The 24,206-nt window shown below is 63.5% G+C and carries 24 protein-coding genes, 1 tRNA gene and 1 pseudogene; 12 read left to right on the forward strand and 14 right to left on the reverse strand.

What is annotated here, in order from left to right:
* Positions 1–11: 11 nt before the first annotated feature.
* From HUI96_RS07630 to uxuA, 6 genes and pseudogenes are all read right to left on the reverse strand, one after another.
* Positions 12–1,118 (reverse strand): sn-glycerol-3-phosphate ABC transporter ATP-binding protein UgpC, encoded by a 1,107-nt coding sequence (locus HUI96_RS07630; RefSeq protein WP_188254041.1) that lies wholly within the window; start codon positions 1,116–1,118, stop codon positions 12–14.
* A 6-nt stretch (positions 1,119–1,124) separates the two neighbouring features.
* Positions 1,125–1,910 carry an SDR family NAD(P)-dependent oxidoreductase gene (locus HUI96_RS29320; RefSeq protein ID WP_237684004.1) on the reverse strand — a complete coding sequence of 262 codons (786 nt, stop codon included), beginning with the start codon at positions 1,908–1,910 and terminating at the stop codon, positions 1,125–1,127.
* Between the two features lie 44 nt (positions 1,911–1,954).
* The gene (locus tag HUI96_RS29325) at positions 1,955–2,281 is read right to left on the reverse strand and encodes a hypothetical protein (RefSeq protein ID WP_237684005.1); all 327 of its coding nucleotides are present in this window, start codon (positions 2,279–2,281) and stop codon (positions 1,955–1,957) included.
* A 22-nt stretch (positions 2,282–2,303) separates the two neighbouring features.
* A pseudogene (locus HUI96_RS30245) lies at positions 2,304–2,606 on the reverse strand (keto-deoxy-phosphogluconate aldolase); the annotation flags it as partial.
* Entirely contained in the window at positions 2,603–3,511 is a 909-nt protein-coding gene (locus tag HUI96_RS07640; protein WP_188254043.1) for a PfkB family carbohydrate kinase, read from the reverse strand. The pseudogene HUI96_RS30245 and the gene HUI96_RS07640, both read right to left, overlap by 4 nt.
* On the reverse strand, positions 3,508–4,704 hold the full coding sequence (gene uxuA / locus HUI96_RS07645; protein WP_188254044.1) for a mannonate dehydratase: 1,197 nt from the start codon (positions 4,702–4,704) through the stop codon (positions 3,508–3,510). Before uxuA ends, HUI96_RS07640 begins: the two co-directional genes overlap by 4 nt.
* Before the next feature lie 65 nt (positions 4,705–4,769).
* Between uxuA and HUI96_RS07650 the strand changes: the two genes are divergently transcribed.
* The gene (locus HUI96_RS07650) at positions 4,770–5,708 is read left to right on the forward strand and encodes an SMP-30/gluconolactonase/LRE family protein (protein WP_188254045.1); all 939 of its coding nucleotides are present in this window, start codon (positions 4,770–4,772) and stop codon (positions 5,706–5,708) included.
* A 53-nt stretch (positions 5,709–5,761) separates the two neighbouring features.
* Here HUI96_RS07650 and HUI96_RS07655 read toward each other — a convergent pair whose 3' ends face one another.
* A complete protein-coding gene (locus tag HUI96_RS07655) occupies positions 5,762–6,427 on the reverse strand; it encodes a TetR family transcriptional regulator (RefSeq protein WP_188254046.1) in 666 nt (221 codons plus the stop codon).
* Between the two features lie 470 nt (positions 6,428–6,897).
* Between HUI96_RS07655 and HUI96_RS07660 the strand changes: the two genes are divergently transcribed.
* From HUI96_RS07660 to HUI96_RS29330, 10 genes are all read left to right on the forward strand, one after another.
* Positions 6,898–8,211 carry an NAD(P)/FAD-dependent oxidoreductase gene (locus tag HUI96_RS07660; protein ID WP_188254047.1) on the forward strand — a complete coding sequence of 438 codons (1,314 nt, stop codon included), beginning with the start codon at positions 6,898–6,900 and terminating at the stop codon, positions 8,209–8,211.
* Positions 8,212–8,399: 188 nt separating this feature from the next.
* Complete coding sequence (locus HUI96_RS07665) at positions 8,400–9,899, forward strand: FGGY-family carbohydrate kinase (protein WP_188254048.1); 1,500 nt, start codon at positions 8,400–8,402, stop codon at positions 9,897–9,899.
* A gap of 53 nt (positions 9,900–9,952) precedes the next feature.
* Positions 9,953–10,699 carry a GntR family transcriptional regulator gene (locus tag HUI96_RS07670; RefSeq protein WP_188254049.1) on the forward strand — a complete coding sequence of 249 codons (747 nt, stop codon included), beginning with the start codon at positions 9,953–9,955 and terminating at the stop codon, positions 10,697–10,699.
* The gene (locus HUI96_RS07675; RefSeq protein ID WP_188254050.1) at positions 10,696–11,433 is read left to right on the forward strand and encodes an SIS domain-containing protein; all 738 of its coding nucleotides are present in this window, start codon (positions 10,696–10,698) and stop codon (positions 11,431–11,433) included. Before HUI96_RS07670 ends, HUI96_RS07675 begins: the two co-directional genes overlap by 4 nt.
* Positions 11,434–11,479: 46 nt before the next feature.
* The gene (locus HUI96_RS07680; RefSeq protein ID WP_188254051.1) at positions 11,480–12,763 is read left to right on the forward strand and encodes an ABC transporter substrate-binding protein; all 1,284 of its coding nucleotides are present in this window, start codon (positions 11,480–11,482) and stop codon (positions 12,761–12,763) included.
* A gap of 232 nt (positions 12,764–12,995) precedes the next feature.
* Positions 12,996–13,868: a carbohydrate ABC transporter permease gene (locus HUI96_RS07685; RefSeq protein WP_188254052.1), complete on the forward strand. Its 873-nt coding sequence runs from the start codon at positions 12,996–12,998 to the stop codon at positions 13,866–13,868.
* A complete protein-coding gene (locus tag HUI96_RS07690) occupies positions 13,865–14,692 on the forward strand; it encodes a carbohydrate ABC transporter permease (RefSeq protein WP_188254053.1) in 828 nt (275 codons plus the stop codon). The genes HUI96_RS07685 and HUI96_RS07690 overlap by 4 nt, the downstream gene beginning before the upstream one ends.
* A gap of 9 nt (positions 14,693–14,701) precedes the next feature.
* Positions 14,702–15,781, forward strand: a complete 1,080-nt coding sequence (locus HUI96_RS07695; protein WP_188254054.1) for an ABC transporter ATP-binding protein — start codon at positions 14,702–14,704, stop codon at positions 15,779–15,781.
* 405 nt (positions 15,782–16,186) lie between these two features.
* Positions 16,187–17,251 carry a LacI family DNA-binding transcriptional regulator gene (locus HUI96_RS07700; RefSeq protein ID WP_188254055.1) on the forward strand — a complete coding sequence of 355 codons (1,065 nt, stop codon included), beginning with the start codon at positions 16,187–16,189 and terminating at the stop codon, positions 17,249–17,251.
* Positions 17,252–17,339: 88 nt separating this feature from the next.
* Positions 17,340–17,771, forward strand: a complete 432-nt coding sequence (locus HUI96_RS29330; RefSeq protein WP_237684007.1) for a hypothetical protein — start codon at positions 17,340–17,342, stop codon at positions 17,769–17,771.
* A gap of 41 nt (positions 17,772–17,812) precedes the next feature.
* On the opposite strand, the gene HUI96_RS07710 is transcribed toward HUI96_RS29330, so the two are convergent.
* From HUI96_RS07710 to HUI96_RS07725, 4 genes are all read right to left on the reverse strand, one after another.
* Entirely contained in the window at positions 17,813–18,034 is a 222-nt protein-coding gene (locus HUI96_RS07710; protein WP_188254056.1) for a hypothetical protein, read from the reverse strand.
* A gap of 379 nt (positions 18,035–18,413) precedes the next feature.
* Positions 18,414–19,184: an exodeoxyribonuclease III gene (gene xth / locus HUI96_RS07715; RefSeq protein ID WP_188254057.1), complete on the reverse strand. Its 771-nt coding sequence runs from the start codon at positions 19,182–19,184 to the stop codon at positions 18,414–18,416.
* Positions 19,185–19,324: 140 nt separating this feature from the next.
* Positions 19,325–20,617 (reverse strand): UDP-N-acetylglucosamine 1-carboxyvinyltransferase, encoded by a 1,293-nt coding sequence (murA, locus tag HUI96_RS07720; RefSeq protein ID WP_188254058.1) that lies wholly within the window; start codon positions 20,615–20,617, stop codon positions 19,325–19,327.
* A 177-nt stretch (positions 20,618–20,794) separates the two neighbouring features.
* Entirely contained in the window at positions 20,795–20,983 is a 189-nt protein-coding gene (locus HUI96_RS07725; RefSeq protein ID WP_188254059.1) for a hypothetical protein, read from the reverse strand.
* Positions 20,984–21,166: 183 nt separating this feature from the next.
* On the opposite strand from HUI96_RS07725, the gene HUI96_RS07730 reads away from it, so the two are divergent.
* Positions 21,167–21,241: transfer RNA gene (locus HUI96_RS07730), tRNA-Thr, on the forward strand.
* A gap of 335 nt (positions 21,242–21,576) precedes the next feature.
* On the opposite strand, the gene HUI96_RS07735 is transcribed toward HUI96_RS07730, so the two are convergent.
* The 3 genes from HUI96_RS07735 to HUI96_RS07745 form a co-directional block, all read right to left on the reverse strand.
* Entirely contained in the window at positions 21,577–22,191 is a 615-nt protein-coding gene (locus tag HUI96_RS07735; protein WP_188254060.1) for a dimethylsulfonioproprionate lyase family protein, read from the reverse strand.
* Between the two features lie 54 nt (positions 22,192–22,245).
* The gene (locus HUI96_RS07740; protein WP_188254061.1) at positions 22,246–23,553 is read right to left on the reverse strand and encodes a TRAP transporter large permease; all 1,308 of its coding nucleotides are present in this window, start codon (positions 23,551–23,553) and stop codon (positions 22,246–22,248) included.
* 153 nt (positions 23,554–23,706) lie between these two features.
* Positions 23,707–24,186 (reverse strand): TRAP transporter small permease subunit, encoded by a 480-nt coding sequence (locus tag HUI96_RS07745; RefSeq protein WP_188254062.1) that lies wholly within the window; start codon positions 24,184–24,186, stop codon positions 23,707–23,709.
* Positions 24,187–24,206 lie beyond the last annotated feature (20 nt).

A 24,206-nucleotide genomic window follows, 5' to 3' on the forward strand; every position in this document is an offset into this window, starting at 1 on the left:
TGTCGGTCGCTTCATTCAGCGCGCAACGAAGAGCCCGTCGCCGCGTCGAATAGGTGAATGCGATGCCGGTCGAGCTCGAAGCGCAGCACCTCTCCCTCGCGCACCGGCTTCGGCCGCTGCATGCGGCTGGTCACTTCCCCGCCGGCGAACGCGGCAAAGACGAGCGTCTCGTTGCCTAGCGACTCGGTAAGCGTGACGGGCGCGCTGAATTCGTACGGCGCGTCGGGACGCAGGCCGTGCCCTTCCGGGACGATCTCCTCCGGACGTGCGCCGAACGTCACAGGGCGACCCAGTTCGAGACCGGCGAACCGCCCGGCGTCGATGCGCACCCGGATGTCGCCGCTCAGTTCGACTGCGAGCGCGCCATTACCGTCGCTGACAATCTTGCCTGGCAGCAGGTTCATGGCGGGCGCACCGATGAAGCGGGCGACGAACTCGTTTGCCGGGCGCTCGAAGACGTCGAGCGGCGCACCCTCCTGCTCGATGAAGCCGTCGCGCATGATCACGATCTTGTCGGCCATCGTCATGGCCTCAGTCTGGTCGTGGGTGACGTAGATCGCTGTGGTCCCTAGCTGATGGTGCAGCCGCTTGATCTCCACGCGCATGGCGCTGCGCAGTTGGGCGTCGAGGTTGGACAGCGGCTCGTCGAAAAGGAATACCTCCGGCTCGCGCACGATCGCGCGGCCCATGGCGACGCGCTGCCGCTGGCCGCCCGAAAGCTGCGATGTACGGCGGTCGAGATAGTCGGTAAGCCGCAGGATGTCGGCCGCGCGCCGCACCCGCTTCTCGATCTCCGCGCGCGGCACTTTCGCGACCTTCAGCGCGAACGACATGTTCTCGAAGACCGTCATGTGCGGGTAGAGCGCGTAGGATTGGAACACCATCGCGATCCCGCGGTCGCGCGCCGGCAGATCGTTCACCGTCCGGCCGCTGATCCTGATCTCGCCGTGGGAGACGGATTCAAGGCCCGCAACCATGCGCAAGGTCGTGGACTTGCCGCAACCCGATGGGCCTACGAGCACGACAAAACTGCCCTTCTCGATCTCGAGGTCGATCCCCTTGACCACGATCTGGCGGCCATAGACCTTGACCAGTTGCCGAAGGCTGACGTGGGACACAGGCCCCTACTCCTTCCGCGGCGAGCCGCTGAGGCGGGAAAGCAGGCCGCCGTCGACGCGGACCACTTCGCCCGTCACGAAGGAGGCTTCGTCCGACAGCAGGAAGGCGACGACTGCCGCCACTTCCTCGGGGCGCGCGGTGCGGCCGAGCGGATGCATGCCGTTGAGCGTACGCCAGACCTCGTCGGGGTCTTCGTTGAGCTTTACGGCATCCTGGAGCATCGGGGTGTTGACCGCCCCGGGTGCCACCGCGTTCACCCGAACGCCATGGATCGCGTAATCCACGGCCATCGATTTCACCAGGCCGATCAGGCCGTGCTTGGCGGTCGAGTAGGCCAGCACACCCTCCTGGCTGGCGAGACCCTGGACGGAGGCCATGTGGACGATTGCGCCGTGGCTTTCGCGCAAGAGCGGCATGGCGGCGCGGGAGAGGAAATAGGCCGCCTTGAGGTTGACGTTCATCACCTCGTCCCACTGCTCCTCCTCGGTCGTCTCGACCGTCCCGTAGCGCTGGATGCCGGCATTGTGGGACAACATGTCGAGCCCACCGTATTCCTGGCGCGCGAGATCGGCAGCGCGCGCGGCAACCTGCGGGTCGGCCGTGGAGCCGTGAACGGTCGCGACCGCGGCACCTGTCGATCGAAGGTTCTCGGCAACCACCTCCATCTCGTCGCGGGCGAGATCGACCAGCACCAGCTTCACGTCCTGGGAGGCAAGCTTCTCGGCCACCGCGCGCCCTATGCCCATCGCGGCCCCGGTGACGATGGCGCGTTTCGCAGTCTCAGTTGCCATGCTGCTCTCCTCCCGAAACTTTCTATAGGCTACTACCATGGTAGTCAAACATGCGTCACGAATGCGGCGAGAGGCAGCCCGTGACCGTTGCAGCGACCTACGCATACGGACCGAAATTTCCGCCGGCTCCGCCCCGCCGCCAGCATCCAGGTGCCGCCGACCGACGCTATATTGGACAGCCGCGCGTATCCGGGCAGGAGTTCGAAGGTGATCTTTCCGCTTGGCATGAAGGCCACGTCCGGGAAGACACGTGCGAAATCTTCCAGTACGTCCGAGCCGCCTGCCGCCTCCGCCGGATAGAATTTTAGCAGGCGGACGCCCGGGCGCCGCGCCACCATGACCTCGCTTGCAGTCTGGACACCGGGCACCATTCGGCACGCCACGGCGCGCCGCATGCGCCACAAGATCGGCGTCCAGGCCGGGTGAGATGGTGAAAGCCGCACCGGCGGCGACCGCGTCGTCAAATTGCGCGGTCGACAGAACCGTCCCGGCGCCGAACAGGATCTCGGGAAACCGCTCTATTCCGGCGCGCAGGGCCTCCAGCGCGACCGGGGTCCGCAAGACGATCTCGATCCCTCGCGCGCCGCCCGCGGCGAGCGCCTCGATCTGTTGCAGTGTCTGGCCGACCGAATTCGGGACCAGAATCGGCATGACCGCGATCTGGCGGATCCGGGCGGCGAGTTCGTCGTGGTTCATCGATCCCCACCCCGCATGAACGCCAGCGTCTCCTCCCGCGTCGGGGCGCCGAGCCTGCCCCCGAAGCGCCGGCACTTCAGCGCCGCGGCTGCACTCGCAAAGGCCAGAGCCTCTTCTTCGTCACGATCCTCGGCCAGGGCCAGAGCAAACGTGCCACAGACGTCGCCAGCGGCGAGCGTGTCCACCGCTTCCACTTGCGGCGACGGGACGTAACCAAGCTTGCCACTTCGTACGAACCAGCTTCCCCGCGCTCCGTCGGTCACCGCAACGAAGACGCCCGTTTTCTTGTGCAGCGAGGCGGCTGCTTCCTCAGCGGATGCGGTATCGCCGGCAAGAATGCATGCAGCCGGCAGCGATGCCACGACATGGGTCGCGAGCGGCAATAGCCGTTCCAGGACCGACTTCGGCGCCACATCCGCGTCGAAGACGGCCGCTATGCCGACGTCCCGTGCAGCTTCCAGCGCAAGAGCGGCAGCCCCGGGCCAGCGCGCGTCGACCATCACCGCGCCGTAGCCCGCAAGATCGAAGGGGAAGGATGCGGGATCAGACTGCGTCAACGGGTCGTAGTAGGGCACCACGATGCGCTCGCCCTCGGCATCGACCAGAATGGTCGAGATCGCCGACTTGCCGCCCTCTACGCCACGAACATGCGAGCAGTCGACGCGCTCCTTGCGCATCTGCTCGATCATCTCGCGCCCGACGGCGTCGTTGCCAACGCTGGACCACAGCGACACGCTGCCTCCTTGGCGGGTCGCCGCGGTGGCCGCACTTGCGGCCATCCCCGCTGCGATCTGCATCATTTCGGACGGGAGATACTTCCCTCCCCGGCACGGCAAAGCTTCGAGCCTGAAGATCGTGTCATAGGTCAGGGCGCCGACGCAGAGCAGGCGGGCCGGATCATTCACAGGCGATATCCCCGCTGGCTGGCGATCGCCGTCATCACGCCCCGCAGTTCCGCCAGTCCACGCAGGCGCCCCACGACCGGATAGCCCGGATGCGTCTTGCGGGTGAGGTCGTCGATCAGATCGTGACCATGGTCGGGCCGGAACGGAATTTGCGCCCAGGGCTCGCCAGCATCGGCACGCCGCTGCTGCTCTTCAAGAAGTGCGGCGACCACTGCGACCATGTCGACATCGCCACCAAGATGATCCGACTCCATGAAGGAGCCATCGGCGTCCTTCTTCACATTGCGCAGATGCGCGAATTGGATCTTGTTGGCGAAGCGGCGCGCGATTCCCGGCACGTCGTTCGCCGGATTGGCCCCGAGCGAGCCAGAGCACAGGGTCAGTCCGCTGCAGTCCGACGGCACGGCATCCAGGATGAAGGCGATATCGTCAGCGTTCTTGACGATCCGGCACAGGCCCGCAAGGTCGCGCGGCGGGTCGTCGGGATGGATGCACATGGTCACGCCGGCCTCCTCGGCCGCGGGCAGCACATTCTGCAGGAACTGGACGAGATTGGCGCGCAGCGTTTCGTGCGTCACGCTCGACTGCTCGGCGATAACCTCGCGCAGTTCGGTGATCTCGTAGCGCTTGAAGGCTCCGGGTAGCCCAGCCATGATGTTGGCGAGCAGCCGGTCCTTGGCCTCTTTAGGCGTCGTCTCGAACCACTCGCTGGCCCGCTGCAGGACCGTCGGAGCGTATTCCCGCTCAGCCCCCTTCCGCTGGAGCATGTAGCAGTCGAACGCGGCCAACTCATGCATGTTGAGGCGCAGCGCACGTCCACCGCCGGGGAGTGGCACCGCAAGGTCCGTGCGCGTCCAGTCGAGGATCAGCATGAAGTTGTAGCAGACCGTGCGGATGCCGCAGGCGCCGAGATTGCGAAGCGTCTGCGCAAAGTTGCCGTAAAGCCGCTCGAGGTCGCCGCGGCCGAGCTTAATGTCCTCGTGGACAGGAACGCTTTCCACGACGCTCCACCGCAGACTCATGGATTGATCGGCCTCGATCAGCGCCTTTCGCTCGCGGATCGCCTCGATCGGCCAGACCTCGCCATAGGGGATGTCATGCAGCGCGGTGACGATCCCCGCCGCGCCGGCCTGCCTGGCATGCGCCAGCGTCGCTGCATCGTTCGGTCCGAACCACCGCCAAGTCTGTTCCATGCACCCCTCCGCGAGCGGTCCAACATGTTGACCGCCGGTCAGTTGCAGCTATATTGGCGACTACCATGGTAGTCAATCGGACATCCCAGCCCAGCGACAACTCACAGCCTGCCGACGGAAAACCCCGGCGGCTCGGCAATCTGAGATGCATCGTCGGCGAGAGCCTCATCTGGTCGCCGCGCGACGGAAAGCTCTTCTTCACCGATCTGGTGGGCAAGAGTTTTCACTCCTACGATCCGGCGACAAGGGTATTCGAAAGCTGGGACGCACCGGAGTTCGCTACCTCGATCGGCATCCGCCGCGACGGCGGATTCGTGGTGGGTCTCGAACAGCGGATCTGCCTCTGGGAGCCGGGCGGGGACTTCGCGACTTTGGCGATTCCTGAGCCCGACAGACCGGGCAACCGGCTGAACGAGGGCGTCGTCGGCCCAGACGGGGCATTCTGGGTCGGCACCATGGCGACCAACCTTCACTCGGACGGCACGCCGAAAGAGCAGGACGGCCCGTTGGGCGCCTACTACCGCGTCCGGCCGGACGGCCGCGTCGAGCGGCTCACGCCGAACGAATATGGCATCACCAACACGATGGCGTGGTCGGCGGACGGAAAGTTCCTGACCGCCGATACAGTCGCGAACACGATTCACTCGTTCCGCGTTGGCGACGACGGCCAGATCGGGAACCAGACAATCTTCGAGCAAGGCTTTCCGCGCGGCCTGCCGGACGGGTCCTGCATGGACGCGGAAGGCTTCCTGTGGAACTGCCGCGTGGCAGGAGGCAGTTGCGTTTCCCGCTTCGCGCCTGACGGGCGGCTCGACCGGATGGTGGAACTGCCGTGCGCTTGGCCGACAAGCTGCGCCTTCGGCGGTCCCGGACTCGACACGCTCTACGTGACCTCCGCGACCTTCACCATGTCCGAAGCCCATCTGGCGGCAAATCCGCACGAAGGCGGCCTTTACGCGGTCGACGCGGGCGTGAAAGGCATCGCATCGTATCAGTTCGGCTGAACTGAGGACGGAGGACCAACCCGGGTCCTGGTATGTTGCAGTTGGCCGTGTGATCAGAAGCGACCAGTTGCTTCGTTTCCAGGTGCTTCCCTCAAACCCGGTTCCTCGACTAGCGGCCCGAGCAGCGCCTTTACATAGATTGGCCGATAGCGCCGGCGCTGCGCCGGATCTTCCTTGAACGACAAGGCGTAGTAGCCGATCTGGTGGAAATAGGTGATGCGGGCACGCACGACACTCTCGTCCGCGGAATAGCCCATTGCGAGGAACGAGCGCTCGAGCAGCGAGATGCGCAGGTCGTCCATCGCCGCGACCTCCTTACTCAAGGCCCGCGAGGCTCGCGACCAGTCGCGCACGGCGAGGTCGAGTAACGGGCTGAAGGGATTTTCGTCCACCCAGACATGCACGATTTTCGAGAAGAACTTCGGGCCATCGATATCGGTCTCATGGCGCATCGCCTCGAAGGGGGCGCAGTTGATCCGGCGCCATTCCTCGAGAAGCTCGTTATGGAGGTCCTTGAGGCTGGAGAAGTGGAAGTAGAAGCTGCCGCGCGTCACCTTGAAGTGCCGCGCCAGCCGGTCGATCTTCACCTCGGCGATGCCGCGCTTCTCCAGCACCTTCCTGGCAGCGGCGAGCCAGGCCTCGCGGCTCAGCGTCTGACGCTGGGCCCCACCTCGATCGCGCTTCTCTGGGGACCTAGCGGTCGATCGTTCTGTCTTCACGTAAGGGCATCTCCGGTCTGAACGGGTGTCGACACGCTCGCCGCCAGGCCAATCCCGGCCCAAATAGATAAGATGCCCTCTGCTTACGAAAGTATTGACTTACGCTTTTGCTTGATAACGCCAGCGAGCCGATCCGCTCCAGTATCAGGTCGACCAGTGATTCCGGTCAATCCGACGAAGCGCCTTTCAGTTCCTCGGACGCCGAGCACTGGCCAGGTGCCATTGCGGCCCGATCCGGCTGTTCGATTGCCTATTGCCGATACGATTTTGACGTGTAGAAATACAGTACTGTACCTTATGTTCAAGGCACACAGTGAGTGCGGCTCGGCGCCGAACACGAGCCGGTGCTCTATGGCGACTACCTGATGAAGCGCATCGACAAGAACTATCACCATCGCAGGAAGCTCGCCGCGCAGGCCGAGGCCGCCTGATCCCCGCCGTCCCCCCGCCCGCGAATCCAGGAGAGCTCATTGGGACCGCCCGTCGATCCCGTAGCAACATCGGAGATCCCCCCGCACGCCGCCGACGTGGTCATCGTCGGCGGAGGCATCATTGGACTGAGCACGGCACTGTTCCTTGCCCGCCAGGGCGTTTCAGTCGTGGTCTGCGAAAAAGGCCACTTCGCGGGTGAGCAGTCCAGCCGCAATTGGGGTTGGGTGCGCCGCATGGGCCGAGACCCGCGCGAACTGCCACTCATCGTCGAGGCGATGCGGCTATGGGACGAGATGCCCGACCTGGTCGGCACGGATGTCGGTTTCCGCAAGTCCGGCATCCTATATCTCTGCGAAACCGAGAAGGACGTCGCGAGCCGCGAGCACTGGCTGAAAAGCGCCGGTGATTATGCGCTGGATACCCGCATGATCAGGGGCGATGAGTTGGCCGCGCTTCTGCCTGGCGCATCCCGGCCATTCCACTCGGCACTCTATACCCCGAGCGACGGGCGCGCCGAACCGCAAAGGGCCGCTCCCGCGATCGCGCGCGCGGCGGCGAAAGCTGGCGCCACCTTGGTGGCCAATTGCGCGGTGCGCGACGTCGATACGAGCGGGGGGCGCATCTCCGGCGTTGTGACGGAGCACGGCAGGATAGCGTGCAGCACGGTCGTGGTGGCGGGCGGCGTCTGGTCGACCAGGCTGCTGCGGAGGCTCGGCACCCGCCTGCCGCAACTCGGGGTTCGATCATCCGTCCTTCGGACCGCGCCTGTCGAGGGCGGCCCGCCGGGCGCTGCCTGGGCCGCGAAATTCGCCTACCGTAAGCGGCTGGACGGCGGCTACACGGTCGCGAACGGCAGCTATACAAGGCATGACATCGTCCCTGACAGCTTCCGCTTCTTCAGCGACTTCATTCCGGTGATGACCCTTGAATGGCGGGATCTGCGCCTCGGCCTCGGCGGCTGGGGACCGCGCTCACCGCTCGCGCCGGGCGTCAAGTCCTCCTTCGAGCGCATCCGCACGCTCGATCCCGAGCCGATCACCCGATCCCTATCTGCGGCATACGCTGCCTTTCAGGAGACCTTCCCGATCTTCCGGAACGTCCCCGTCGTGCAGCAGTGGGCCGGGATGATCGACGCGACGCCGGATGCCATGCCGGTCATCTCGACGATCCAGTCGCATCCGGGGCTGATCGTGGCGACCGGGTTTTCCGGACATGGCTTCGGCATTGGCCCCGGCGCCGGCCGGCTGACTGCCGACCTCGTGACCGGCTCGAAGCCGATCGTCGACCCCACGCCATTCCGCTACGAGCGCTTCATCGATGGCACGAGGCCGCGCCCGACGACGGGCGTTTGAGCAAGTTATAAGCTGACGAACAATCAACTCCGGTGGCATGCCGGACAAGAAATCATTGGGCTCTGCAGTTCAATCAGTGAGCGAATGGCCCACAGGTTTCGAACAGCAACATTCCCGATCAGAAATGCCGGCTTGCCCGCGCCGCCCGCCTTGAGGCATGAGCCATTCTGCAGGCGGAGCAATTTCGGATGATGCGGTATCTTCTCGGTGTCGATGCGGGCTCCTCGATCACCAAGGCGGCGCTCTTCGATTTCGAAGGCACCGAACTGACGCGCGCGGCAGAGCGCGTCGATCTCGACCGCTCGCGGGCCGGTTGGTGCGAGGTGGACCCAGACCAGGCGTGGAATGCCGCCAAGACGACGATCCGCGGTGCCGTGCGCCAAGCCTCGGTCCGGCCGGAGCAGATCGCGGCAATCGGCATCTCGGCGGCCATGGTCGGCGCCTGGCTCGTCGACGCCGAGGGCAATGCGCTACGCCCCGGGATAAACTGGGAGGACAGCCGCACCCAGCACATGCTCGACCGGCGGCTGGCCACCGATCCCGACTTCTACCGGCGCATCTTCCGGGCCGACGGCTGCGTCATGCAGCAGGGCTGCACTCTGCCGGTCGCCGCCTGGCTGCGGGAGAACGAGCCAGATGTGTTCGGGGCCGCAGCGCACATCTTCAGCTACAAGGATTTTCTGCGGATGAAGCTGACCGGCATTGCCGGAGCCGACCGCACAGAAGCGGCTGTCGCCCCAGGTGACGCCCGCAGGCGGGATCGCAGCCCTGAGATGCTGGAGTTGTTCGGTCTTTCCGACGTCGCCGGCAAACTGCCTGAAGCAAAGGATTCCGAAGAGATCGCCGGCTATCTCACGCAGGCGGCAGCCGAAGAGCTCGGACTTGCCCCCGGGACACCCGTCGCGGTCGGAGCCGGCGATGTCCCCTCCACTATCGTCGGCGCCAGCGCGCTGCAGCCCGGAACGGCCCTTGTCATCCTCGGCACCACCTGCATCGCTGGCGTTGTTTCCGACGAGCCGGTGTTCACGCCGCCTGATCTGGGTCTCCTGTTCACCCTGCCCGGAAAAACTTGGTTCCGTTCCATGGTGAACGTCGCCGGCACGCTCAACCTCGATTGGGTCATCAGCACTATCCTTGGCGAAACCAAGCGCGACGCGGCGCTGTTCGAGGCGCTCGATAGGGCGATCTCCGAGGTGCTGGTCGGCTCGGAAGGGGTCGTCTACCTGCCCTACCTCTCGGACAGTGGCATCATCGCGCCGGTCTTCGACCAGCGGGCGCGTGCCGGCTTCACCGGACTTGCCCCGCGCCACGGCCGGCCACACATGCTGCGCGCCGTCTATGAGGGCGTGATCCTCGCCGTGCGCGATCTGATGCAGCACCTTCCGCCTGTCCAGGGCGAGATACTTCTCACCGGAGGCGGGGCAAACAGTCTCGTCTGGACACAGATGCTGGCCGATGCCCTTAGTAAGCCGGTGGTGGTGCCGGCCGGCTTGGAATTCGGCGCGCGCGGCGCCGCACTGCTGGCCGCCACTGCGATCGGAGCATTCCCATCGGTTCGTGAAGCGTCGGTCTCAACGCGCAAAATAGCGCGGCGCCAGGAGCCGAATGCCGGTGCCCGAGAGGCCTGGGATCGGGCGTTCTCAGCCTATTCCACACAACGCGACCTGGCCTCGCGTAAATCCGTTTGACGCGCTTTTCCCGCGTGGTACATACCACTGGGGACAGCGGGACATACCGCCGGATGGCAACTGATCTGACAGTCGAGGACGCGCCGCTCTACCAGCGCATTGCGCGCCGGCTGGAGGACATGATCGGTTCGGGCGCCCTCAAGCACGGCGATCGCCTACCCTCCGAGCGCCGTATCGCCGACGAGCTTGGCGCCAGCCGCATGACGGCGCGCCAGGCCCTGAAATCACTGGAACGGCGAGGTCTTGTCGAGACGCGCGTCGGACGCGGCGTCTTCGTCGCGCGACCGCTTATCGAAAAGGAATCGCGCACGCTCCACGGTTTCACCGCGGAGATGCAGCGCGGAGGACGTATGGTATCAAGCGTCGTCCTCGATGCCGGTATCGGCGCGGCCGACCGGGAGGTCGCGCGTGCCCTGGATATCACCGAGCATACCCTCGTTCATCGTCTCGTGCGCGTGCGCCTCGTCGATGCCGAGCCGCTGGCGGTGGAGCGGACGGAGATACCCGTGGCTCTGGCGCCGAGCCTTCTCGACAAGACCGATTTTTCCAAGGACTCGCTCTATCGCGTGCTGCGCGACGAGTACGGCCTCGTCCCCACCGAGGCGGAAGAGACGGTCCGCGCCGACCTGGCCGACCCCGCCGCCTGCTCGGCGCTTCGCATCTCGGCGGAGGCGCCGGTGCTAAGGTTCACGCGCCGCACCTTCGATGGTGCCGGGTGCCCGCTGGAATATGTGCGCTCGGTCTATCGCGCCGACAGTTTCACCATGCGGGTGAGGCTTACTTTGACGAAGGCACAATGACTGAAGCAGCGACAGCGCAAACCTACCTGACACAACTCAGCGAGCGGATCGGCGCACTCTTTGTGGCCAATACCGAAGCGATTGCCCAAGCCGTCGAGGCGGTCGAGGCGACCGCGCGGAACGACGGCCTAGTCTACATCTTCGGCACCGGCCACAGCCATCTCCTGGCCGAGGAGGCGCATTACCGCGCCGGCGGACTTGCGCTAACCGTGCCTATCCTCGCGACGGCGACCATGCTGCACGAAGGCGCGATCGCCTCGACCGCCTTCGAGCGCATGTCCGGCATCGTCGGCCCGATCTTCGACCGCTATCCCATCGGAGCCAAGGACGTGCTGTTCGTCGTCTCCAACAGCGGCGTGAATGCCGCGCCGGTCGAGGCAGCCCGGATCGGCAAGGAGCGTGGGGCGACCGTGATCGCCATCACCTCGGAGGCGTATTCTTGGGAGGCAGCGAAGGGCCGCACCCGGCTGGCCGAGGTCGCGGACATCGTGCTCGACAACGGTGCGCCCGCCGGCGATGCGACCGTGGCCGTGCCGGGCAGCGAACTGCGGGTTGGGCCCGTATCCACCTCGATCGGAGCGGCGCTGATGAACGCCGTGCTCGCCGAGGTGGCATCGCGCCTGCAGGCGTCGGGCGCCGGCGCGCCGATCTATCTCAGCGCCAACATGCCCGGCGCCGCCGAGAACAACGCGGCGCTGATCGCCAAGTACAGGCCGCGAAACCCGCATCTTTGACAGCAACTCCGCGCAAGGGAACCGCGGAAAGAGAGGGAGAACAGCAATGAGAACCAGACTTCTGGCAGTGGCAAGCCTCGCATCGATGCTGCTTGCCGGCACCGCTTACGCCGAGCCGGTCAGCCTCACGCTCTGGCACATGGAGCAGCCGCCGCATCGCGTCCAGCGCATGCAGGAACTGCTCGACGAGTTCAACAAGGCGCACCCGGGCGTCCAGGTGAAGCAGGAGCCGCAGAGTTGGGGCGAGGTCTACGCCAAGGCGCCGGCCGCATTCGCGGCAGGCAACGGTCCGGACATGCTCTTCACCATCCCGGACTTCACCACGCTCATCAAGGGCATCGACGCGCTCGTGCCGGTGGACGATCTCGCCAAGGATCTCGAGGCCAAGCACGGCTTCGTGCCGGCTACCATCGCCCCCTACCAGTATGACGGCCACACCTGGGCTATTCCCGCCTACAACATGGCGATCTCCATGTGGTACCGAAACAGCGCGCTGAAGGCCGCAGGCATCGAGGTGCCGAAGACCTGGTCCGAGTGGAAGGCGGCCGCCGAGAAACTCTCCGCCGACGGCAAGTACGGCATCGGCCTGCCGGCCAACAAGCAGCTCTATACCGACCAGACCGTCTATTCCTTCATGGTCAACAGCGGCGCGGCCGACATCTACAACGAGGACGGCTCGATCGCCTTCGACAAGCCGCAGACGGTCGAGGCCTACCAGACCTATGCCGACCTGCAGAAGCTGTCGCCGCCGGATTCAACCAGTTGGACCTGGGGCGAGGCCGAGGCCTGCTTCGCCAGCGCCTCGTGCGGCACGATCCTGCAGTTCAGCGTCATCAACACCTACGAGACACAGGCCGAGGCCGATCCGGCGGACCTCGGCGTCGCGCCAGTGCCGCACGCCGACAACCAGTCGGATTCGGCAACGATCAGCTATTCCAACGCAATCATGCTGACCACCAAGGACGAGGCCAAGCAGGCCGGCGCCAAGGTGTTCCTCGCCTGGCTGCTGGAGCCGCAGAACTACGGCCGCTTCCTCACCATGGAGCCCGGCCTGTTTCTGCCGGTCACCAATGACGGCGCCAAGGCCGAGTCTTTCTGGAGCGATCCGATCGTGACCAAGTACAAGAGTCAGGTCGAGACGATGGTTGCCAACTCCCAGACCGGCAAGCTGTTCGGCTTCACCACCGGCAAGGTGTTCCCGTCGATCGGCGCTATCTCCGGCCAGAACGTGATTGCCGAGACACTGCAGAAAATCGTCGTCGACGGCCAGAGCGCTGCCGACGCGGTCAAGGCCGGTCAGGCCCGCATGAGCGAGATCGCGGCGAAGTAAGGCAAGGCCGCGTCATGAGCAAACGCCCGGCGCTGGCATTGCCCCTCACTGCCCTGCCGGGCATCTCTCCCCGCGTGAGGGGAGAGAGCCGCCGACCGCAATGCTGGCACTCTACCTCCGCCGGTGGTCGGCGAAAGCGTAGGCGACAGCCCTCCTCCCCCCGGGCACGGGGAGAGGATGGCGGCAGCCAGGTAAGGGGCAGCGCCAACATGTCTGTTGACGTACAACACTCATGACCAACCCCCGCCTTGCCCTCCTCTTCGTCGCGCCGGCGCTTCTCTTCCTCATTGCCGTACTCGGGTGGCCGTTGGTGCAGGCGGTGATCCTCAGCTTCCAGAATGTCGGCGTGATCGGCACGGAAGGCGAGTGGATCGGCTTCGACAACTATGCCGCGGTGCTCGGTGGAAGCAATTTCTGGAGAGCGCTCGGCCGCAGCCTGCTCTGGGTCGTCGCCAACGCCATCGTCCAGACCGCTGTGGCCTTAGGTGTCGCGCTCATCCTGCACCAGAAGTTTCCGGGCGTGCGCGTCGCCCGAACCTGGATCATACTCACCTGGATCGTGCCGACCGTCGTCGTCGTCATCATCTGGCGCTGGCTGCTGTCGACCTCCGGCGGCATGGTCAACCCGCTACTCATCCAGGCCGGCATCATCCAGCGGCCGATCGGCTTCTTCGCCACGCGCGAGAGCGCCATGACGACACTTGTGCTGATCAATTCCTGGCGCTGGTTCCCGTTCGTCGCGCTGATGATGCTCGCGGGCCTGACGCGCATACCCTCCGACCTTTACGAGGCTGCCCGCATAGACGGCGCGACCGCATGGAAACGCTTCACCCGCATCACCTGGCCGCTGCTGCAGCCGACGCTGATGATGCTCGGCGTCGTCGGCACGCTGCTTTCCTTCAACGTCTTTGACGTGATCTGGCTGCTGACCGCCGGCGGCCCGTCGCAGGCCACGCAGACGCTTCCAGTGCTGATCTACGAAACGGCCTTCAAGGGCTACAGGCTGAGCGAAGCGGCGACGGTCTCGGTGCTGACCAGCCTCCTGCTGATGGGCTTTGCGCTGCTCGCCACGCGGGCAATGACCGCCAGCGAGGAGGCTCGATGAAGCGCACGCTCCCGCAATCGCTCGCCCTCTATGCCGGGCTGGCTGTCATCGTTCTCCTGATCGGCCTGCCCTTTTGGTGGGTGATGAGCGGCTCGATCAAGCTGCCGCGCGAGATCATCAGCCGCGTGCCGACCATGGTGCCGCAGAGTTTTACGCTGCAGCATTTCGAGAAGCTGCTGCAGTCGACCGACTTTCCCGCCTATCTGGTGAACAGCCTCCTGGTTGCGCTGTTCTCGACCGTCTTCACCATCGCTCTGGCCTTGCCGACGGCCTACGCCTTTTTCAGGATGAAGTTTCCGGGCCGCGCCGCCCTCTACCGACTCATTCTGGTAGCCTATGCCTTCCCTACTGTGGTCGTACTGATCCCAATCTACGGTCTGTTCGCACGTTTCGGCCTGATCGACACGCGCGCCAGCCTGGTGATCGTCAACATCGCCTTCGCCCTCCCCTTCTCGATCTGGATGATGCGATCCTTCCTCGCCTCGGTACCCCGCGACATCGAGGAGGCCGCGATCGTGGACGGTGCGCCGCCGCGCGTAATTCTCTTGAGGATCATGGCCCCGCTGATCGCGCCCGGCATCGCCAGTGTCGCGATCTTCACCTTCATCGCATCCTGGACGGAATACCTCTTCGCCTCGGTGCTTATCGTTTCCGACGCAAGGCGGACCATTCCAGTCGGGTTCGCCGGCATCATCGGACAATACCAGATCGACTGGGGGTTGCTGCTGGCAGGCGCGACGCTCGCGACCATCCCGGTCGTCATCCTTTTCGCTTTCGTCGGACGCTGGTTCGTGACCGGCCTGACCGAAGGCGCGGTCAAGTAGGAACTGCGAATGGCTGGACTATCGCTCCAGGGCGTCAAGAAGCGCTTCGGCCACACCGAGGTGATCACCGGCGTCGACCTCTCGATCGCCGACGGCGAGTTCGTCGTCTTCGTCGGCCCCTCCGGCTGCGGGAAGTCGACGCTGCTCAGGATGATCGCAGGGCTGGAGACGGTGAGCGATGGGCGGATCGAGATAGGCGGACGGGATGTCACCAACGCCGATCCGGCGAAGCGCGGCATCGCGATGGTGTTCCAGACCTATGCGCTCTACCCGCATATGTCGGTCGCCGCCAATATGGGCTTCCCGCTCGAGATGGCGGGGCTGCCTCAGCCCGAGATCGACGCCAAGGTGGCCGAAGCGGCGAAGATTCTCCATCTCGAGCCATTCCTAAAGCGCAAGCCGCGGGAACTATCGGGCGGGCAGCGCCAACGGGTGGCGATCGGCCGCGCCATCGTGCGCAAGCCCGACGTCTTCCTTTTCGACGAGCCGCTTTCGAACCTCGATGCCGAGTTGCGCGTCCAGATGCGCATCGAGATCGCCAGACTGCACCAGCAGCTCAAGTCGACGATGATCTATGTGACGCACGACCAGGTGGAGGCGATGACGCTGGCGAGCCGCATCGTCGTCCTCAAAGCCGGCCGCATCGAGCAGGTCGGAGCGCCGCTGGACCTCTACGAGAACCCCGACAACATGTTCGTCGCCGGCTTCATCGGATCGCCGCGCATGAATTTCGTTCCGGTGACTGTGGTTTCCCAGGGCGACGGCTTTGCTGTGGTCGCCGCTGCGGAGGTTGGCCTTCGCGAGGTCTCGGTGGCTGTTCGCGGCGAGCCGCCCGTCGTCGGCACCCGGGGGGTGCTAGGTGTGCGCCCTGAGCATTTTGCGTCCGGGGGCGATGCCTGCTTCGAGGGCACAGTCAGTGTCGTCGAACGATTGGGAGGACTTACCTACGTGCACGCCTCACTTTCCGACAAATCGGCGCTCACCGTCGAAAGCCGCGATCCTCGCGGTTTCGACCTCGGCACGACGCGACGCTTCGCATTCGACCCACGGCGCGCCTTTCTGTTCGATGGCACAGGGCAGAGACTCTGATGGCAGGTGATCAGATGTAGAGACGGCCGCGCGGAGAGCTTCGCCAAACTTCCTTTCCAAAGACCTCCTGCGAGATCATTGCTGTGAACATGTGGCGCAAGCTCAGCCAAGCGCCCATGTCCGCTTATGCTTCGACCTCAGCCTGCCACCTTCGGATATCCGCCATTTCCTGCATATGGACGACGGTAGCTCATTCAATCGGCGGGAATGTAATCGTATACTTCTGGCGCTTATTTGATCCGGGTCAATACGCTTAGTTGTTCATTTTCCTAAGAAGTAGCGTTGTAAATCGATGTAAACCCGGCGCGGCCTGCGTTCCGACGTCCAGTCCGCTTTCTGGGCGGGCACTTGGCAGTCCGCTCTAGTCACGACCGGAGCCATACGGAGGGCGAAGTGGACCACCGAGTGACAGATCCAGCGTCGAGACGGGTCACCCTGCGTGATGTGGCCGACCATGCGAATTGCTCGACCGCCACCGTGTCGCGGGCCCTCAACAGCCCGGAACAGGTAGCGGTCGAGGTACGGGCAAGGATTGACGCGTCGATCAAGGCCCTGGGCTATGTTCCGAACGGCGCCGCCAGAGCGCTCCGAAGTCAGAGATCACAGATCGTCGGTGCCGTCATCCCGACCATCAAGTACTCGATCTACGCGCGCCTGATCGAGTCACTCGAGCGGCGGCTGGCGATGGACGGCTATTCGCTCCTCCTGACCACACACGATTACGACCCGGTCAAGGAACTCGAGCAGACGCAATTGCTTTTGACGCGAGGCGTCGAGGGAATCGTGCTGGTCGGCGACAGCCATGACGGCGGGCTACACCAACTGTTGGCGAAGCACCGGAGGCCCTACGTCAACACCTATGTCTTCAATCCCGCCAGCAAGCATCCCTGCATCGGCTTCGACAACAGACTAGCCGCGGCGCGAGCGGCCCGATACCTGCACGATCTGGGACACCGGCGCATTGCGGTAATCACCGGTCCAACCAAGAACAACGACCGGCAGGCCGATCGTCTCGCCGGAATCCGCTCCGCTCTTGAGGAACGCGGCCTCGACCTGCCCAGCAGCATGGTGATCGAGCGGCCACACCTCATCGAGAACGGGCGGGAGGCACTGGAGATCTTGTTCCAGCTTCCCGAGCCCCCGACTGCGGTGCTGTGCGGAAGCGACGTGCTTGCATTCGGCGTGCTGTCCGAGTGCCAGGAACTTGGCGTGAGCGTTCCGAACCAACTCTCCGTGGTGGGTTTCGACGACCAGGATTTCGCGAAGCATTTGCGCCCTGCCCTGACCACCGTCGGGATCCCTGCCGTTGAAATGGGGATCGAGGCCGCCAACTACATCCTGCGCAAGCTCAACCGCCAGCCGGCCAATAACTTCACCAATCTTGATGTCCAGTTGATCGTACGCGGCACGACCATGCCGCCAGCCGCCTTGTCCACGCAGGGGAAACGCGCCGTGCCCGTCTCGGCCTGATCAGTCGTTGCTTCGCGACACATCATCCAGCGGGGAACCAGGGAGCCGTCTGCAGAGTTGCTTTCAGCGCAACTGTGCGGAGGCTCGCATGACTCTGAAAGTACATCCTGGCGAAGTGGAGCAGGTGAAGCTCACGGCCGTGTCTCATTTTCTGCCGATGGTGCTGAAGGAGGCGCTTAGGCGGATGTGTGGTATGAACTCGTCGGACTGCCTCAAGGAATTCGAGCAGTCCATGGTCGACCTGATCGACCGTATGCATGACGATCAGCAGCCGAATTTCGAGGCGATGAAGGAATTCGCGATTGCCGAACTGCACCTGCTTATCAAGGACGTGCAGGACAATCCGGAAACCAAGAAGCCCGTCGAAAATATCTCGGACCGAAGAACGCTCGGCCGCTCGGAAGTCCCGGCAACGCTCGAGGAGCAGCTTCAGCACGGGCTCGAAGACAGTTTCCCGGCAAGCGACCCTCCCGCCGTCACCACGACGACCATTCCCGGGAAGGCCAAGGAATCTACCTGATCAGGACCCAAGAGCGATGGTCAGGCCGCGCAAGAGGCCGATCATCGCTCCGCTTTTGTGCCATCCGCTTCCGCGTTTGCGGCCATGGCGCGGCGGCGGGCGGTTCTCAGCGCGAGCTTCAGCGCCGCTGCTTTGGATCTGATCCCGACCGGCGTCCTCAACATTTTCTCGGCGATCTGTTGGGCGCTCAGTCCCGACTCTGCAAGCGAACGCAATTGCTGGACCTCCTGAGGATCCCACGGAGAGCCATTCTTGGTGGTCATTGGTCCTCCCATCGAACTGCGCTTCCCAACAGTGCGGGAGGCGGCTTTGTTCCTGCGGACCGGAACGATGTTCGCGCTGTCTTCTCCTTCCGGATGAAGGTCCTCCCTGAAGGTTCGCTCGGCAATGCCGCCCTCATCCACGTAGCGTCCAGCGGGAACGAAACTTCGGGCCGCATGTTTATCTGCGGCAAACAGAGTTCCCGTCACGAGACTGCTCGTTATGGCTGTGGCCATCTGGGCCGCCTATCGAATCATGGAAGAGAACCGGCGGCCACATGGGCCAATCGGCCTCTTGCCATCCCCTGACCGCATGCGCAGGGTTGGACAAAGAGGCGGTGCCAAGAGCACGGCATGATCGGCGAGTGCGGCTTCCGTGCCCCTACCGCAGCCTGATCCAGGCCGGCGCGTGATCGCTTGCGCCTTCCCGCCCACGCGCTTCCCGCTCGACACCAGCAGCGGCAAGTCGGTCGCCAAGATTGGGTGTCAGCAGAAGGTGGTCTAGCCTCAGCCCCGCATCGCGCTCCCAGCGATAGCGCCGGTAATCCCAGAAGGTGTAGATGCGCTGGCCAGGATGCAGCACCCGGATCGCGTCAATCCAGCTTCTGCCGACGAGGCGCCGAAAGGCCTCGCGGCTTTCCGGCTGAACCAGGGCGTTATCTTCGTATGATTTCGTCGGATAGACGTCGATCTCGGTCGGCGCGACGTTGTAGTCGCCGGCAAGCACCAGCGGCACGTCCTGCCTTCGCAGAGCGGTGGCATGTCGGCGGAGCCTTGCCAGCCAGGCCAGCTTGTAATCGAACTTGGGGCCGGGTTGCGGATTGCCGTTGGGAGCGTACAGGCAGCCGATCAGGACTCCCTTCACCGCCGCCTCGATGTATCGAGCCTGATGGTCGGCAGGATCGCCAGGCAAAGCCGTGCGGGTCAGTACCGGCTCGGCGCCGCGGGCGAGAATCGCAACGCCGTTCCAGCTCTTCTGGCCCTTCCACACCGCCTCGTAACCCTCCTGGCGCAGGACGGCCGCCGGAAAGGATCGGTCGTCGCATTTGAGTTCCTGCAGGCAGACGACGTCCGGCTCGGCCTCGCGCAACCATGCGAGGAGATTCTCGAGCCGCTTGTTCACATTGTTGATGTTGAAGGTCGCGATCAGCATGTCGGGTCGCAACGCAAAAGGCGGCGGCCCGAACATTGTTCCTGACGCGCTATGCTCAGGAATTCGGCGGAACGTTCGGTAGCCATCCGCCTCTTCGACCCAGACGGTCCCGCCCGGGATGCCGGGCGGACCACGGCGGCTTACGAGGACAGCCGCTCGATCACCGCACCACAGCCGGAGAGCTTCTCCTCCAGCCGCTCGAAACCGCGATCGAGGTGGTAGACACGATTGACGATGGTCTCGCCTTCTGCCGCGAGGCCGGCGATGACCAGCGAAACCGACGCGCGCAGGTCGGTCGCCATCACCTGGGCGCCCTTGAGCCTTTCGACGCCCTCGACCGTGGCCGTCTGCCCCGACAGCGAGATCCGCGCTCCAAGCCGCGCCAGTTCCTGAACGTGCATGAAGCGGTTCTCGAAGATCGTCTCGGTGATGCGAGCCCGTCCGTTCGCCCTCGTCATCAGACCCATGAACTGCGCCTGAAGGTCGGTGGGGAAGCCAGGGAACGGCTCGGTCGTGACGTCGACCGGATGGATACCGTGACCGTTGCGCGTGATGCGTATGCCCGAATTGGTGGGCTGGATCTCCGTGCCCGTCGAGGCGACGACGTCCAGCGCGTGCTCGAGCAGATCGGCCCGGGCGCCTTCGAGGACGACATCACCTCCTGCCATCGCCACGGCCATAGCGTAGGTCCCGGTCTCGATCCGGTCAGGGATGATCTTGTGGCGGGCGCCGGAAAGCATCTCCACGCCGTCGATATGGATCGTGCGCGTCCCGGCGCCCGTGATCCTGGCGCCCATCGCGTTCAGGCAGTCCGCCAGATTAACGACCTCCGGCTCGCAAGCGGCGTTGTCCAGCACCGTCTCGCCGCGCGCCAGACTCGCGGCCATCATCAACACGTGCGTGGCACCGACCGAGACCTTCGGGAAGACATAGCGGTTGCCGGTCAAGCGATTCTTCTTCGCCTTGGCGATCGCATAGCCGCTCTCGACATCGATCTCGGCGCCGAGGGCACGCAATCCGTCGATGAAGAGATCGACCGGCCGCGTTCCGATGGCGCAGCCGCCCGGCAGCGAGACCTTCGCCTCGCCCATGCGCGCCAGCAGCGGACCGATCACCCAAAAACTCGCACGCATCTTGGAGACCAACTCATACGGAGCGGTGGTATCGACGATGTGACGGGCGGTGAAATTGATCGTGCGCGAATAGCCTTCCTGCTGCTTCTCGCGCCGGCCGTTCACCGAATAGTCGACGCCATGGTTGCCGAGGATACGAATCAGTTGCTCGACATCGGCCAGATGCGGGACATTCTCCAGCGTCAGCGTGTCATCGGTCAGCAGCGACGCGATCATCAGCGGCAAAGCCGCGTTCTTGGCGCCGGAGATTGGAATACTGCCGTTCAGCGGGTTCCCGCCGACCAGTCTGATACGGTCCATCAGAGGTCACTTTCCCGGCGAGCCGGAGTTCGAACGTTGTTTGTACAATCGCGAGGCTCTAGCCGATAGACCTGTGCGATTCAAGGAAATGCAGGCGGCCGGAAGGCCAGCGGAGCGGAAGCACGATGCCCTGAACCGCGCCCGCCGTTCTGATGCCGGACGGGTTTGGCGAGTCGCTCACGGTTCGCGGCTCCCGGATCGATTGCCTCCAAGTGCCGGGGTTTCCGGATCCTCCGCGACTTGCTTGCCGGCGCTTCTCGAGCGCGCCTGCGCCTTGCGCCGTGCGAGATTGGCGCGCAGTTCCTCTGCCAGCCGGGTGGAGCGGTCGGACTTGGGCCGGGATGGATCGTCCTGCTTCTTCTTCATTATTCCGGTACTCAGCCACGGAAAGCTCCATTCTGCCAGGCCTTCTTTAGTTCCAGGAGGGGCGCAACAGTAGGGCCTGAAAAAAGCGCCGCAATTTAGGCTTCCACAACGGCAGCATCACAACCCTCATGAATGCCTTGCGCTTGTCCGCGCGATGTGGCACAGGTCCGCCGCGTTCGGCTGGCTGCGGTAGCTCAGTGGTAGAGCACTCCCTTGGTAAGGGAGAGGTCGAGAGTTCAATCCTCTCTCGCAGCACCATCTTTCTTCGGGAAATCAAAGGCTTAAATAAAACGCGACCCACGTGAGGCCGCGTGAATCTGTGTCAAAGGCACGGAACAGTCAGCAAATTGCAAAAGAACGCATGCAGAAATCCTGCAGGTACGTTTATGCTGTGTTCGCAAATTCGCTTGGCAGAAGCCCGCGAGTCCGGCAGATGCTTCAGATAGGATAAATTCCGCGCCGTCCTGAAGCCGCATTGCCGCAACTCAAGTGCGCGTTATCGAGCTTCAGGGCGTACAGCGGTTGCGCACTTGCGCGCGCAATGCACAGCCAGCCGGTTGAGGCCTAAAGCCAGCATGACTGCGAGGTGCCTTCTACAGCGATATTCGGCTCTCACTCCAGAGCAGCCAAAACGCCAACAGCGGCGCATTTGCAGACCGCATCGAATGTATGGTCCCCGGAGGATTGTGAACCAGACCCCCAATGCCAGGTACGTGCCACGGTTCGTCCCCCTTCTTCCATTCTCCAGGTGAAAGTACGACGTAAATCTCTTCGGGCGGATGCCTGTGGACTGGATACTGCACATTTGGGGACATCAGGCTCACGCCGATCCAGATATCGGCGCGCTCCTCTAGGCCGTTCGGTCCTATGATCAACGCATTGGCGTGACCGTCGTGGAATGCGGGGTCCTCTGCTGTTTCGCTGCCAGCGCGGCGGCGCCAAGACAGCAATGGCTCTATCTTTTCAAATGTGTCGGCAATTTCAGCGATCTCAGGATTTCCGCTGCGAGCCCGAGATATCGCATCGGCTACGCCTTCGCACGCGGGAAGCCTTTCAGGTCGATGCTCTGGACGCCGATCTGTCGGCGTTCGCAACGCGCGAAAAACATCGGAAATGGTTCCCCCAAGAGGCTCTTCGCGCATAGCCGAGGAAATGACCGACTCCAATCCAGCAAGAAGAGAGCCAAGTTCCTTTGATCTTCGCGTCATTCGTTTCTCCTAATTCAGGCGATGATGGCAATGACGTTATCAGGCGAGGCGAGCTTAGATGCTGTTCGGGATCCACAAAGACAGGCCGGGGACCGCAATGAGGAGGGCCAAAACAACGAGCTCAATCAGGAGGAACGGCATGACGCCGCGCACGATCTCGGAAAAGCTTGCTTCAGGACCGGCCGCGCTCTGAACAGCGAACAGGTTCAGGCCGATCGGAGGCGTTATGACGGAAATCTCGATGAGCTTGACGACGATTATGCCGAACCAGATGGGATTGACGCCGATCTCCTGCGATATGGGGAAAAGGAACGGCAGCGTCACTACTAGCATGGAGGTAGTGTCCAGGAAGCATCCGAGGATTATCAAGAAGATAGAGACGCCGATGAGGAAACCGATCGGCCCCAGTTCGAATGACCGGAAGAAAGCGACCAGCTCTGGGATGATCCCGACGGCCACAAGCATTCGAGAGAAGAGGAGGCCGCCGATGAGTATTATGAAAATGGTGCAGCTGATGTAGGCCGCTTCCTGCAAGGAGGGATACAGCCAGCCCTTGAGAGACCCACGTGTAAAGAGCAAGGCAATCAGGATTATCCCCGTCGCTCCAACTGCTCCAGCAGCGCTTGGGGGGAAAAGGCCTCCATAGATTCCTCCCATCACGATGACGAACAGCAACGCCACGGGCCAGACCCAAGTCAAGGCTCTGAGTTTGTCCTTCATGGGGTGCGCAGGCAGGGTTGCTGGCGCCAGGCCAGGAGCAACCCGAACCAGGATCATGATGCCCAGCGCATAGGCAACTGCACTCAGAATGCCGGGTATAATACCCGCCAACAGCAACTGCCCGACTGACTGTTCGGTCATGATGGCATAGATTACCATCGTTGCCGAAGGTGGGATCATCGCTGCGAAACTGCCGGCAGAGGCGATACAGCCGAGTGAAAGGCTGCGGGAATAGCCGTGCCGGATCATCTCCGGGAAAGCCATGCGGGTGAACACGATGGCATTGACGACAGTGGAGCCCGAGATCGCCGCGAACATCGCCGAGCCGGCGATCACCACCTGATAGAGACCTCCCCGAACCGAACGGAGCCAAACATGCGCGGCGTCAAAAAGCTTGACGGTCATGCCTGAGCGCTCGGCAACAATGCCCATCAGAACAAAGAGGGGCAGGATGGCAAATGCGTAATTGCTCGATACGGAGAATGGCAGAGAACGAAGTTGTCCGAAGGCGAATGAGGAACTGAGTCCAAAATACATTCCCGCTACGCCGACAATAGAAAGAGTCACGCCTACTGGAACACCGGAGATCAAAAGCCCAAGCATTCCGAGCACTGAAATTATACCGACTACGGTCTCATCCATGAAACTCTCCAAATTCTGGGGCGCGGGCTGGCTCAATCCGGACTAGTGGCAGCCGCATTGAATGCGGCTTGTCCGGCACGTCCGGCGTAGCCGGCGTGCGTTCCCTTCGCGGCAGAAAAGATGGTAATGACGGCGGTGCTGGACCCGCGTCGCTTAGGGCTGCTCTGCTCGTGACCGCGTGGTAAGGCCCACGAAAATCTCCCTCAGGCACTGGAGAACCATCAGCGTCGAACCCAACGCGAGCGCCATACGGGCTGGCCAAACCGGGAAGCCGAGTTGGCCCTGGCGGAACTCTCCGGTTGAAATGCTGCGCAGCGTGGAAGACCAGCCGAAGTAAGCTATCAGCGCAAAGCAGGCTAGAGAGCACACTAACGCGAATACGCTGAGGGCAACCTGTAGAGAAGGGCTAAGCTGCCGTGTGAAAAGCTCAACGCGAATGTGCGCATTGCGCTGCTGAGCGGAGGCCAGCGCCATAAAGATGGCGATCACCATCAGGGTTTCGGTGATCTCATGGGTGCCCACTAGGGGGCGGCCGGTCGTCGCCCCGACCACGTCCAAAGCGCCAACAATGGCCATCAGGAGAAGGGCTATTCCGGCCAGCGTGGCCGCATAGCGGTTCAAGTTCGCGATCATTTCGAGTCTAGCCTTGCGAG

Origin of the sequence: Pseudaminobacter soli (ex Zhang et al. 2022), from assembly GCF_014595955.1 — a bacterium.
GTDB lineage: Bacteria > Pseudomonadota > Alphaproteobacteria > Rhizobiales > Rhizobiaceae > Kumtagia > Kumtagia pseudosoli.